The 13,666-nt window shown below is 46.3% G+C and carries 9 protein-coding genes; 6 read left to right on the top strand and 3 right to left on the bottom strand.

What is annotated here, in order from left to right; translation table 11 throughout:
• Window positions 1-11 precede the first annotated feature (11 nt).
• Complete coding sequence (locus tag FEM55_RS14230) at window positions 12-656, bottom strand: histidine phosphatase family protein (RefSeq protein WP_138282031.1); 645 nt, start codon at window positions 654-656, stop codon at window positions 12-14.
• Between the two features lie 84 nt (window positions 657-740).
• On the opposite strand from FEM55_RS14230, the gene FEM55_RS14225 reads away from it, so the two are divergent.
• From FEM55_RS14225 to FEM55_RS14200, 6 genes are all read left to right on the top strand, one after another.
• Window positions 741-1,166 (top strand): hotdog fold thioesterase, encoded by a 426-nt coding sequence (locus FEM55_RS14225; RefSeq protein ID WP_138282030.1) that lies wholly within the window; start codon window positions 741-743, stop codon window positions 1,164-1,166.
• Between the two features lie 48 nt (window positions 1,167-1,214).
• Window positions 1,215-2,462: a chorismate-binding protein gene (locus FEM55_RS14220; protein ID WP_138282029.1), complete on the top strand. Its 1,248-nt coding sequence runs from the start codon at window positions 1,215-1,217 to the stop codon at window positions 2,460-2,462.
• A 137-nt stretch (window positions 2,463-2,599) separates the two neighbouring features.
• Complete coding sequence (locus FEM55_RS14215) at window positions 2,600-3,700, top strand: efflux RND transporter periplasmic adaptor subunit (RefSeq protein ID WP_138282028.1); 1,101 nt, start codon at window positions 2,600-2,602, stop codon at window positions 3,698-3,700.
• A 30-nt stretch (window positions 3,701-3,730) separates the two neighbouring features.
• Window positions 3,731-6,820: an efflux RND transporter permease subunit gene (locus FEM55_RS14210; RefSeq protein WP_138282027.1), complete on the top strand. Its 3,090-nt coding sequence runs from the start codon at window positions 3,731-3,733 to the stop codon at window positions 6,818-6,820.
• Window positions 6,821-6,879: 59 nt separating this feature from the next.
• The gene (locus FEM55_RS14205) at window positions 6,880-8,211 is read left to right on the top strand and encodes a TolC family protein (protein ID WP_138282026.1); all 1,332 of its coding nucleotides are present in this window, start codon (window positions 6,880-6,882) and stop codon (window positions 8,209-8,211) included.
• Between the two features lie 150 nt (window positions 8,212-8,361).
• Window positions 8,362-9,201, top strand: coding sequence for a CvfB family protein (locus FEM55_RS14200; protein WP_138282025.1), 840 nt, complete (start codon window positions 8,362-8,364; stop codon window positions 9,199-9,201).
• 59 nt (window positions 9,202-9,260) lie between these two features.
• Here FEM55_RS14200 and FEM55_RS14195 read toward each other — a convergent pair whose 3' ends face one another.
• Both FEM55_RS14195 and FEM55_RS14190 read right to left on the bottom strand, forming a co-directional pair.
• Window positions 9,261-10,532, bottom strand: coding sequence for an amidohydrolase family protein (locus FEM55_RS14195; RefSeq protein WP_138282576.1), 1,272 nt, complete (start codon window positions 10,530-10,532; stop codon window positions 9,261-9,263).
• Between the two features lie 79 nt (window positions 10,533-10,611).
• Complete coding sequence (locus FEM55_RS14190; protein WP_138282024.1) at window positions 10,612-13,641, bottom strand: amidohydrolase family protein; 3,030 nt, start codon at window positions 13,639-13,641, stop codon at window positions 10,612-10,614.
• Window positions 13,642-13,666 lie beyond the last annotated feature (25 nt).

The following is a 13,666-nucleotide window of genomic DNA, read 5'->3' as shown; positions in this document are numbered from 1 at the left end:
ACAAACGGCTTTTATGATATCTGAGGAATTTCGAGGGAAAGCAAATGCGTAATATCGTTTGAAACTTCCAGTTCGAACTTGTTGGTTTCGTATGAGTAGCCGATTTTGTACAAACACAGATTGCTATGCTCATAGTTATCCATGCTTACAAGCGGCTCGTCAAAAATCGTTGTGAGGAAAACGCGCATGGCACGGCCGTGCATGGCAATCAGGATATTTCTTTCATGCGGGCGCGACAAAATGGTTTCGATAACCGGAATCTGGCGTTCTCTTACCTGCACCGGGCTTTCTCCTTCTTCAGCTGCCAGATCCACCTGTCCGTTTTTCCAGGCCGTCACCAGTTCGCGGTAGTAATTGTTGTCGCCGGTGTTTGGCTCTCTTCCTTCCCGTGCTCCCCACGAAATTTCATTCAGTCCCGAATAACTTTCATGCGGTATGCCCAGTTTGATGAACCCGCGAACGGTTTGATGTGTTCGTTTTAAGTCAGAGGTGTAGATTTTATCAAAAGGAACATGTTGATACGCATTGAAAAAAGCGGCTGCCTGCGCTTCACCCCATTCATTAAGCAAGGAATCAACGCCACTTCCCTGTACAACTCCTCTGCGGTTAAAATCCGTTTCACCGTGACGAATGAGGTATATAGACTTTCTTTTCAAAATATAGGATTATTTAAATATAAATTTTGCAAATACCTTGTTTTCAACCAATGAAGCCGTTACAAATTTATACATTTTTTAGATATGTTTATCAAATCCGTTACACTTCAGGCCATTCAGTCTTTAAGCCAGAACACACTTTCGGGTCATCTTGGAATAGAATTCACAGAAATCGGGCCGGATCATATTACGGCGCGCATGCCGGTTGATCAACGCACGCATCAGCCATTCGGAATTCTGCATGGCGGCGCCTCGGTTGTGCTGGCCGAAACGCTGGGAAGTATCGCCTCGTTTCTCTGTCTTCCCGATTCCGAAAAACAACATGCGGTCGGTTTGGAAATTAATGCCAATCATTTACGTTCTGTTAAAGAAGGCTTTGTTTACGGTACGGTAAAACCGGTTCATGTGGGCCGGTCCACGCATGTGTGGGAAATCAGGATCGTGAACGAACAGGACAAGCCGGTTTGTATCAGCCGGCTTACGGTGGCTGTTGTGAATGCAGACCGCTGAGTTTAATTTGCAGGAAAATTAAAATACACGATTATCAGTAAAAAAATAATGCTTTCGGTTCAAACAGATTCCCAACTTTCCATCTTTGAAGGACTGCAGATTGACGAACTGTGGGAAGCATCAGTGAAACTTGGATTTCCATCCGCACTGTGGAGGCTTCCGCATCAAAATGAAATAAAACTCCTGATTTCGATTCAGGACGGCATACGCAAGTGCCAGCCCGATCTTGAAAAACTTTCTCCGGGCTTTATCATCAGTGCCTTTCACTGGCGTGACGATCAGGAAGTGCTTTTTCTGGAAGGTGATATCATACTTACTTTTTCAGAAGAGAGTAAAATCCGGAGCGTGGAAAATACGATCGGTGAAGAACATCCGGAAATTCAGAAGCTGGTAAAACTGGCCGAGGAAATTGCAGAAGAAAAACCGCAAACGTCCAGGGGCATTTCCCTGATGGTTCCCGAACTGCCGAATACGGATGCAAAACGGCGGTTTGAGCGTACGGTCGAACTGGCCATTGCAGCCATCCGGCAGAACCAGTTTAAAAAAGTGGTTTTGTCCCGCACCAAAGAACTGGCCTATTCCGGAAATTTCCAGCCTGCCAAAGCATTTTGCAAGCTTTCGAAAGTTTATCCGCATGCTTTTGTATCGCTCGTGAATCTTCCTGAACAAAATGAACTATGGCTGGGCGCAACGCCGGAAGTGCTTGTTCAGCAAACCGCGGATGGAATTTTCAGAACCATGTCGCTTGCAGGAACGCAGCATGCAAGAAACAAATCCGGCGAACTGATCCCTCGCTATGATATCCGCTGGGGAGAAAAGGAAATTGAGGAACAGGCACTGGTAAGTCGTTACATTGTGGAATGTTTTAAAAAAATCCGTTTGCGAGAATATGCAGAAACCGGCCCGAAAACTTTACTGGCCGGCAATTTATATCACCTGAAAACCGATTTTGAAGTAGATACCGTACAGCTTCATTTTCCTGAACTTGCGTCGGTTATGGTGCGGTTGCTGCATCCCACTTCGGCCGTGTGTGGAGTTCCCAAAGTTCCCAGTCTTGAGTTTCTTACAAACATTGAAGGGTACGACCGATCTTTTTACAGCGGATTTCTCGGCCCCACACAAGTGGATGCCGAAACCAGTCTTTTTGTAAACCTTCGTACAGTTCGTTTCAAGGACGGGAAAGCAACATTTTATGCCGGAGCGGGAATAACAGAAGACTCTGTACCTGAGCGCGAATGGGACGAAACGGAAATGAAGTGCGATACATTGCTGAAAGTCATTGCAGATGAATTCTGAAAAAAAGTTTCTGGCACAGAACTTTTAAAAGTAGAAATCTGGCCAAACGGTTTTAGTTTAGTATATAATTTTGCAGACGCATTCTAAATACAACTTTTGCCAACCTAAATCTTTAAGCCCGGAATATAATCATCTGTATGAATTCTACCCAAAATTCTTTACTTCCTGACCTGCTTCTTTTAAAAAAATCCTTCGCATCAGTTTTAATTACGGGTACGCTCTTCACTGCGTTTTCATGCGGTGAAAAAAAAGATACATTTCAACAAAAAGGGAGCAACGGCCCGACGATTGTTGATGTAATTATTGCCAAATCAGAGAAAGTCAATGACAAGGTTGAAGTAAACGGAACAGTCGTTGCCAATGAATTTGCTGAGCTTCGTCCGGAGGTAAGCGGACTGCTTACTTTTCTGGATGTTCCCGAAGGCAAAACGATCCAGAAGGGAAGTGTGATTGCCAGGATCAACAATGCGGATCTTGTCGCACAGCTTGATAAAATAAAAATTCAGCTGGATCTTGCACAGACTACCGAGCAAAGGCTGAAACAGCTCGTGGCCATAAACGGCATTAATCAGGCCGATTATGATCTGGCTCTCAATCAGGTAAATACATTCAAAGCTGATCTCGTTTATACGCAGGCACTTATTGACAAAACAATTGTACGGGCACCTTTTACGGGTGTTATTGGGCTCAGGAAAGTAAGTGAAGGCACTTATGTGACGCCCAGTACGGTCATTTCCACCATGCAGCAGCTTTCCAACCTGAGGATTGATTTTACCGTACCCGAAACTTATCAGAAATACATTTCCAAAGGCGGCAGTGTGGAAGTGCTGCTGGATCAGAATGGCGGGAAAAGAGTAAATGCAAGAATTATTGCCATTGAACCGCAGGTTAACCAGACAACCCGCAACATTACAGTAAGGGCCGTACTGAATTCAGGATCAACGAGTCCGGGTTCGTTTGCCAAAGTATATCTGAATGCCAATGCCGAGAAAAGCAGCATCCTGATTCCGGCCAACAGTATAATTCCCGAAGCACAAAGTAAAAAAGCAATCGTTGTAAAAGGTGGAAAGTCCGTTTTCGTCACAATAGAAACCGGAGAACGCCAGGAAGCTTATGTCGAGGTTACCAAGGGCCTGAATGTCGGAGACTCCGTTGTTGTCTCAGGGGTTTTGTTTGCCCGTCCTGATGCACCCGTAAAGGTGAGAAGCGTAAGAAGCTTGAAAGTTGCAAGTAAGTAGCATGATGACATCCTGTTTGAGATACAATCTATGAACATTTCAGAATTATCCTTGAAACGACCGGTTCTTGCCATTGTCATGAACCTGCTTATTATACTGTTCGGTGTAGTCGGCTACAACTTTCTGTCTCTGCGCGATTACCCCGCCATTGACCCTCCTATCGTGAATGTGCGTACGAGCTATACGGGCGCCAATGCGGATATTATTGAAAGCCAGATTACCGAGCCGCTGGAAAAAAGCATCAACGGGATTCCGGGCATCAAAAGCATCAGCTCTTCCAGCCAGATCGGTTCCAGCAATATTACAGTGGAATTCAACCTGGAAGCGGATCTGGAAGGCGCTGCCAACGACGTACGGGACAAAGTAAGCCAGGCACAGCGGAACCTTCCGCAGGATATTGATGCGCCGCCGGTTGTAAGCAAAGCGGATGCAAACAGTGATTTTATTTTGCTGCTGGCCGTTCAGAGTCCGTCCAAAGGACTTCTTGAACTCAGCGATTATGCAGAAAACGTTTTGCAGCAAAGCCTTCAGACGATTGACGGCGTGAGTGCCATCAATATATTCGGGCAAAAGAGATATGCCATGCGCATCTGGCTGGACCCGGACCAGATGAGTGCTTACAATGTTTCCTTCAATGATATAACGACAACGCTGAGTGCTGAAAACGTAGAGCTCCCGGCTGGTAAAATCTATGGAAACAATACCGAGCTGACCATTCGGACAATGGGACGGCTCACCAGTGAAAAGGAATTCAGTGATCTTGTAATACGCAATGACAGCTCGGGAATTGTGCGCCTTGCCAACGTCGCCAAAGTAGAACTGGGCCCTGAAAATGAAGAACAGAGCTGGAAATACAATGGCATGTACGCAGTAGGGCTTGCTGTCATTCCGCAGCCCGGTGCCAACTATGTGGAAATTTCAGACGAGTTCAACAAACGTCTGGCCGAAATCCAGAAATCCAATAAATCCGATATTACCTTCAATGTACTGATCGACAACACCCGGCTGGTGCGGCAGTCCATTGAAGAAGTGGAAGAGACGCTGATGATTGCTTTCGCACTCGTTGTGATTGTAATCCTTTTCTTTTTCCGGAACTTTCTCGTTGCAGTGCGTCCGCTTATTGATATTCCCATATCGCTTGTCGCCACGTTCTTTATCATGTACATGTTCGGTTTCTCGATCAATATCCTGACGCTGCTCGGCATTGTGCTTGCCACTGGCCTTGTAGTCGATGACGGTATTGTGGTGACGGAAAATATTTTCCGAAAGCTTGAAAGCGGACTTCCGATCCGGCAGGCCGCACTTGAAGGAAGCCGGGAAATTTTCTTTGCAGTTATTTCAACATCTCTGACGCTTGCCGTTGTGTTCCTGCCCGTAATTTTTCTGGAAGGATTTGTCGGCAGCCTTTTCCGCGAATTCGGTATTGTGGTTGCATCCGCCGTATTGATCTCTGCTTTCGTATCGCTTACAATTACGCCGGTTCTGAACGTTTTGCTTAACCGTAAAAACTCCGGTCATGGCTGGTTCTATAATAAAACAGAGCCTTTCTTCACCGGAATGGAAGATGGCTACAACCGTACGTTGAAAGGATTTATGAAAGTACGCTGGGCAGCGTGGGTGCTTGTAGTAGCCTGCGGCGTGCTGATCTGGTTTACTTACGGGAATCTTCAGAGCGAACTGGCGCCTATGGAAGATAGAAATAGCATCCGTTTCAACCTTTCCGCCCCAGAAGGAACAAGTTACGATCAGATGCAGAGCGTTGCAGACGAACTTGGCAATTTCCTGAACGATTCCATTCCTGAAAAGGCATTTACCTTTTCGGCCACGCCGGGATTTGGCGGCGGCGGTGTGAACAGCGCAACGGGCCGTATCGGGCTTGTGCCGGCGGAACAAAGGGTAAAAAGCCAGAACCAGATTGCGCAGGAAATCAACAAAAAACTGGCCCGGTTTAACGATGCACGGATTTTCGCAACGCAGGAACAGACCATTTCCGTAGGTATCGGATCAAGAGGTTCGCTGCCGGTGCAATTCGTACTTCAGAATCTGGACTTCCGCAAGTTGAGTGAAGTTTTGCCTAAATTCCTGGATGAAGCCCGGCAAGACCCTACATTCCAGAATGTGGATGTAAATCTGAAATTCAACAAACCTGAGGTTCAGCTTACCATTGACCGTTTAAAAGCGCGCGACCTTGGACTTTCCACTGCAGACATAGCCGCTACGATCCAGTCTGCATTCAGTGGCAGGAGGCTTGCCTATTTTATCATGAACGGACAGCAGTATCAGGTTATCGGGCAGGTTGAACGCGCGGAGAGAAACAAACCGGCCGATATTGCAAAATTATATGTCCGTAACAACCGCGGAGAAAGCATTCCGCTAACTTCTGTCGTAAACATGGCTGAAGAAAGCGGACCACCAACCATTTACCACTACAACCGTTATAAAAGTGCAACGATTTCGGCCTCGCTTGTGGAAGGAAAAACAATCGGGGATGGCGTGGCCGCTATGGAAAAAATCGGTTCCAAACTGCTGGACGAAACATTTCAGACATCATTGACAGGGCCTTCACGCGACTTTGAAGAAAGTTCGTCCAATACAAGCTTTGCGTTCGGGCTCGCGCTTTTACTTGTTTACCTTGTTCTGGCCGGGCAGTTCGAGAGCTTTACCGATCCTTTTATCATCATGATTACGGTACCGCTTGCACTTGCGGGCGCATTGCTGAGCCTTTACATTTTCGGGCTTACGATCAATATCTTTTCGCAGATCGGTATGATCATGCTCATCGGGCTAGTAACCAAAAACGGGATCCTGATCGTGGAATTTGCCAATCAGAAAAGGGAACAGGGAATGGGAAGAACTGCAGCAGCCATTGAATCCGCGACACAGCGCCTCCGGCCGATATTAATGACCAGCCTGGCAACTGCATTCGGCGCTCTGCCGATTGCGCTGAGCCTTGGCGCCGCCGCTACTAGCCGTGTTCCGCTGGGTGTTGTTATCGTTGGCGGACTGATGTTTTCGCTGATCCTTACGCTGTTTGTAATTCCTGCGGTTTATACATTCATTTCTCCCAAAAAACACAAGGTAACCGAAGAACAGAAAATGGCAGAAGAACTCGCTGTCTAGCGTTCACTGAAATTTATTGTTCTGAAGAAATTATCAATATAAATTATTATTGTTTTTGCATGAACCTGTTTTCTCTTTTCACAAACAAAAAAAGTACACTTCTGTTTTTTCTGCTTTGCGGAAGTCAGGCGTTTTGCCAGCAAACGGTAGACAGTCTGACCATTTCGCTGGATAATGCCATTGCACTTGCCTTGAAAAACAGTTATGACATAGAAATTGCAAAAAACAATGTAGAGGCCAATACAATCCTGAACAACTACGGCGTTGCCGGCGGATTGCCGCTGGTGACAGCGTCGGCCACCAATACAGAACAAATTACAGAGATTAACCAGAGACTGACAGACGGTACGGTAATCAACCGCAACGCGGCTGCGGGTAACAATACACAGGCAAGCCTCGCAGCGGGAATTCTGCTTTACAACGGCAAACGTGTTGTTTCTACCAAAAAGCGCCTTGCCGAACAGCAATTTCAAAGCGCAGAAGTGCTCAATTCGCTGGTTCAGAATACAATTGCACTGGTTATGACGAGCTATTATGATGTTGTGCGGCAGTTAAGCTACGTGAATACAGTCAGGACTTCCATTCAGGCTTCGGAAAAGCGTCTGGAAATTCTTAAAGTCAGAAAAGAAGCCGGAATGGCGAACAATGCCGATATTTTTCAGGCACAAATCGATCTGAATACGCTGAACCAGACTTTACTGGACCAGCAAATGATTGCGCAGGTTGCCAAAACGGAGCTGCTGAGGATTCTGACGCTTGACCCCAAGTCGGCAGTTACGATCAAAGACACGATTACGGTAGACAACAACCTGAATCTGGATACCATTCTGGAACGCATAACGCTGAATGCCGATGTAAAAGCTGCCGATCACCAGATCCGAATCAATGAACTGATCACGAGGGAAACGGCTGCGCTGAGATATCCTACGGTACGTTTCAATACGGCATACAATTACTCACGAAACCAGAGTGCGGCGGGATTTACGCTGCTGAACAGGACCGTCGGCCCCAATGCAGGAATCAGCCTCATTGTTCCGATCTACAACGGCTCCGCCTATAAAAGGCAGCAGCAGGTGGCGGAAATCAATACGTCCAGTGCAAAACTGCAGAAAAGTTCTCTGGTAAGGGACTACAATGCAGGTGCCGTCAAAATGTACCAGACTTATCTGAGCTCACTGCAGCAGCTGGAAACGCAGAAGCTGAATTACGCACTCAGTAAGCAGTTGCTGGATCTTACATTGCAAAGATTTGAGCTTATTCAGGCCACTATTATCGATGTTCGCGAAGCACAGCGAAGTTTCGAAGATGCCGGCTTCAGAATGATCAATCTTAATTACGCAGCAAAGGCAGCGGAAATTGAACTGAAAAGACTAAGCAATATTCTTCAGTAAATAAAGGAACATGCATCCGGAATGGTTATTACGCAGTTTTGAAAGCCCGGAAAAAGTATAGAAAACTTTGTTTCCAATCCGGCAAAGCTCAAAAAATCCGATTGTAACCCGAAAGCGTTACCTTTACGCCAAACTTCAGAAGAATAACGAATGCTTTTTATAGGAAAATACAATAACCTCACAATCCAGCGCCTGACGAGCGTAGGCATGTTCCTGAGTGATGTGGAAGGCGAAGAAGTGCTGCTGCCCAATCAATATCTCACGGACGAGATGCAGATTGACGATACAATCCGTGTGTTTGTATACCTCGACTCTGAAGACCGGCCGGTAGCTACAACCGAAACCCCGAAAATCATCCGTAATGAATTTGCCTTTCTGGAAGTCAAGGATGTAACGGAACACGGCGCTTTTATGGACTGGGGTTTAATCAAAGACCTTTTTGTTCCATTTCGCGAGCAAAGCACACCGATGCAGCCGGGCGAATGGCATGTCGTTTTTCTGTATCTGGATCAGAAATCATCCCGTTTGATCGCTTCTACCAAAATTGACCGCTTTCTGGAAAATGAAAGACTTACGGTAAAAGAAGGCGACGAAGTGGATCTTCTGATCTGGCAAAAAACGGATCTTGGCTACAATGCAATTGTAAATCAATACCATAAAGGTCTGATTTATGCCAATGAAGTTTTCAGGGAAATCAGAGTTGGCGATTCTCTGAAAGGCTATGTTAAAAAAATCCGGGAAGAAAACAAGCTGGATATCAGTCTGCAGAAAAGCGGTTATGAAGTTGTGGAACCGACTGCACGGCAAATTCTGGATGAACTGAAAAAAAGCGGCGGGTTTCTGAATCTTTCGGATAACAGTTCACCGGAAGAAATTTACAAAAGACTTCAGATCAGCAAAAAAGTTTTCAAAAAGTCCATCGGAGGCTTGTACAGACAAGGACAAATCAAAATTTCCGATGACGGAATACGTCTGATCAGCGAAGATTAAACTTTATAAAAAACGATTAAAAGGAACCATGCCGGAGCTTTCCGGCATGGTTCCTTTATTTACTTCTGGTTGTATTTTACTTTATACTTCTCGTAAAGCCGCTTCTGCTTATCGTCCAGATTAACCTTTCCGCCTTTTACAAAAACCATTTTCACCACGTTGCCGCGCATATCAAGAATATCGCCGTCTGCTACGAGCAAAGATGCATGTTTTCCTTTTTCCAGCGTCCCCACCGTATTTTCCGCACCGATAATTTCCGCTGCATTGCTGGTTATAAACCGCAATGCTTCTTCCGGTGTGACCTCGCCGAACCCGGCCGAAGTTCCGGATAGAAAAGCAAGATTTCGGGTGCGCCACCATTCGTCTGTGTACGTAATAGCCACTTTAACGCCGGCTTTATGCAGCATACCCGGCAATTCGTAAGGCAAGTATACATTTTCATCTACGCGGTTTGGAAGTCGGTGTGTCGGGTTCAGAATGACAGGAACCTGATTTTCTTTCAGGAAAGCCGCCACTTTGTACGATTCGTCACCACCCGCAATCACCACTTTTTTAATGCCAAACTCACGCGCAAACTTTACAGCTTCCACAATATCTTTTGCATATTCGGCCCGGATGTAAAGGTTTGCAGAACCATCAAATAAAGGCTTCATCGCCGCCAGTCTGAGATTTACAACGGCAGGCTGCTGAATTTCCGCATAAGCCTTTGCATCGGAGAAAGTAGTCCGGAACACTTCCAGCGCTTCCTGGCGTTTTTCATTTCTTTTTACCGTAACCCTGAAATCTTCGCTGCTGAAGCTGCTTTCCAGAAACGGCGGCCAGCTCAGCCAGATTCCGTCATCTTTTTTCAGTACGGCATCTTCCCAGTTCCAGCCGTCGGTATAAAAAACGGATGAAGAACCTGAAATAATTCCGCCCTGCGGAACAGCCTGAGAAAGCAGGACTCCGTTTCCGCGCAATGTCGGGATTACTTCCGAATCGGTATTGTAGGCAATCAGTGCGCGTACGTGCGGGTTAATTTGTCCGACTTCATTATAATCCAGCGTAGCGCGTACGGATGCAACTTCCTGCAAGCCAACCGTTGTATTCAGAGAAATAATGCCCGGATAAATATGTTTGCCGCTTACATCAATAGTTTCAGCGCCGGTTATTGAAGATACGGAACCCGCAGCGCCGATTTGCGTGATGATTCCTTTGTCAAAAGCAATGGCGCCGTTTGTCAGCACCTGTCCGTTTCCGATGTGAATGGTTGCGCCGGTCAGGATAACGGGCTTTGCCTGCGCAGTTGCAGGCGCCGGATTTTGCGCATAACCACAATTACTGACGAGCATACAGGAAACCAGCAAACAAAACGCAGAGAAAATAAACTTACTTTTTACCATGATATACCTTGAAGAATTTTACTAAATATTATTTCGATGCTTCCTGTTCTGCATGAATGCCAACAATATCCTCGCAGTGCCACATGCGCGGCTGCGAAGATTGCGGTTTCTGAACCGGTTTGCCTTCCGCCTTGTCACTGATCATTTTCTGGATGAGCCTTTCGCGCTCGGCTGCAATGGATTTTTGTTTTTCCTCATCTTTTTTCCTGTCAAAATAAACAGCGCCTTCAATCATTGTAAATTCAGGGCGTGCATAAATAGACAGCGGATTGGTATTCCAGAGAACAAGATCGGCATCTTTTCCGGACTTGATGCTTCCGGTTCGGTTGTCGATATGCAGTAATTTGGCAGGATTTAACGTAACCATTTTCCACGCTTCGGCTTCGGGAACGCCGCCGTATTCAACCGTTTTGGCCGCTTCCTGATTCAGGCGCCGTGCCATTTCCGCGTCATCCGAATTGATCGCAACTGTAATTCCTTCATGATACATCAAAGCGGCATTATAAGGAATGGCTTCTTTTACCTCCATTTTGTAAGCCCACCAATCCGCAAATGTCGAACCGCCGATTCCTCGTTTGGCCATTTTGTCCGCTACTTTGTACCCTTCCAGAATATGCGTAAACGTGTTGATTTTAAAGTTAAGCGAATCCGCTACGTGCATCAGCATATTTATTTCCGACTGCACATAGGAATGGCAAGTTATAAAACGCTCGCTTGCAAGAATTTCCGCAAGTGCGTCCAGTTCAATATCACGCCTTGGTGCGCCGGAGGCCGATTTTTTCGATGCTGCATTGTAGGTTTTCCAGCGGTTTGCATATTCCTTTGCTCTTAGAAAATGGTCAAAATAAACCTGCTCCACGCCCATTCTTGTTTGCGGAAAACGCGTTCTGACGATATCGCCCCAGTTGGATTGCTTCACATTTTCTCCGAGTGCAAACTTGATCGTTTTTACTTCCGGCAGCAGCATTTCGTTCTGGCTTGCGCCCCATTTCAGCTTGATCAGCGCACTTTGCCCGCCGATGGAATTGGCGGAACCATGCAGCAGATGCGAAGCAGTAACCCCGCCGGCAAGCTGACGGTAAATGTTGATATCGTCGGGATTGATAACATCGCTCATGCGTACTTCCGCTGAACTGGACTGGCCGCCTTCGTTGATGGTAAACAGTGCGATATGCGAATGTTCGTCTATAATTCCGCTTGTGAGGTGCTTGCCGGAACCGTCCACGGTGCGTGCGCCGGAAGGCGCTGACAATGATTTTCCGATTTTTGAAATTTTACCATTCTGAACAATAACGTCCGTATTCTGTAAAATACCGTCGTTTTCATTGGTCCATACCGTTGCATTTCGGATCAGTACCGTTTCGGATTTTGGCAGTTCTTCATTTCCGTAGCCTACAAACGGGTAAAGTATTTTCCCGGTTTGTACCGAATCTGCTTTTAGGGAATCTTTTGCTGCGCTTGCCTGAAACTTTTCTGACAAAACGGCTGTCCACGGAACAACGGAGCCGTCCGGCAGTTTGCCTTCGCCGGTAAGTCCGGTATCCGATTTCCATCCCGTAAGCCGAATGGTTTCCGACTTGCTTTTGTCCGGCTGATAAGTAAGTGTAAGCAGTTCATCCGTAAGAATCGTTTTCGGGGTAATTTTTACTGAATCACGAAGAATTACTTTATAGTCCGGCTTTTCGACAGAACCTGTAATCTGAAGTTTTCCGGTTGATTGGTTATTCAGTGATAAACTATACGTTCCGCGGATATCCGGTGCATCTATCGGCGCCAGGATAAATTTTTTGCCCTGCACCCAGTTTTCATAAATGATGTTGTCCTTGTCAAAAAGGTCTTGGGAAGTAATGATAAAATTCGCCAGCATACCCGTTTTCAGACTGCCGACCTTGTCTTCTGCCTTCATTAATCTGGCCGGCAGAGTAGTCAGTGCTTCCAGTGCTTTTTCTTTTGGCAAGCCGTAGTTTATAGCAGTTTTGATATTTTTCCAGAAGTCCGATCTGTTTTTCATTCCTGCGGAAGTCAGTGCAAACGGTATTCCTGCTTTGGCAATTTCTGCCGGGTTTTTAGGAGCCAGTTCCCAGTGCTTCAACTCCGACATACTCACCAGATCCGCATCCCAGGGATCAGCTACGTCGTAAGCATCGGGAAAATTCAATGGCATAATCAGCGTTGCTTTTGTAGCCTTGATTTCGTTCAAACGCTGATATTCGTCGCCTCCGCCACGGATAACATATTGCACTCCGAACTCATCCCCTACTTTGTCCGCACGCAGCAAACTGTATTTGTCGTTGGTCTCAAAAAACGACGGCAGCGTTTTGATCTGGTTAAATGCTTCAAGAGAAATGTTGGTTTCCTTGGATTTTTCTGCTTTTGCATACCAGTCTGCATCGTAATAATTTTGCCTCAGCAGAGCCACAACGCCCATTGTTGACGACGGATACGTTTGCGAGGAAGAACCTTTGCTGAATGAAAAATGCGCCGATGCCTTTCTGATGAGAATGGCTGTGTTGGCCGGGCCTTCGTTCAGTGTCACAACCGAGCCGTTTCCGCGCACGATCCCGTCATGATCATGCACCAGAACGGTTCCGAAACCCAGCTTACGAAGATCAGCCGCTTTTTTGGTATCGGGCACAAACAGTTCACTCGCATCATTTTCCGCCTGAATCGCCTGGTTCCAGCCAAAAGCGCCTTTTTTATTTGATTCCAGCTGCGGAGTCTGGCGGCTGCCGGCTGATGGCATTCTTCTAACCTCGGGCATTCCGTAATCCGAATCCAGATCGATCAGTGAAGGATAAATGTATTTTCCTTTGAGGTCTGTTATAACTGTTCCGGAAGGGATTTTAACCTGTTTGCCTGCCTCCCGAATGATTCCGTTTTCTATCAGCAATGTGCCGTTGGTAATTACAGTTCTGGAATCCACGACGATGACGGCGTTGGTGAATGCATAGCGCCCCGGCCGTTCGTCGTAAGCACCGTTCTGAGGAAATGTTTCCTGCCCGTAACAAAAAATACTTAGTGAAATGCCGGCAAGTAATGTTGATAACCGTTTAAACATAATTGTCAGTTTGATAGCAAATAGA

Source organism: Dyadobacter sediminis (genome assembly GCF_005860765.1).
Lineage (GTDB): Bacteria > Bacteroidota > Bacteroidia > Cytophagales > Spirosomataceae > Dyadobacter > Dyadobacter sediminis.
Note: the sequence above shows the minus strand (reverse complement) of the source record. Positions and strands in the feature narration are given on the sequence as shown.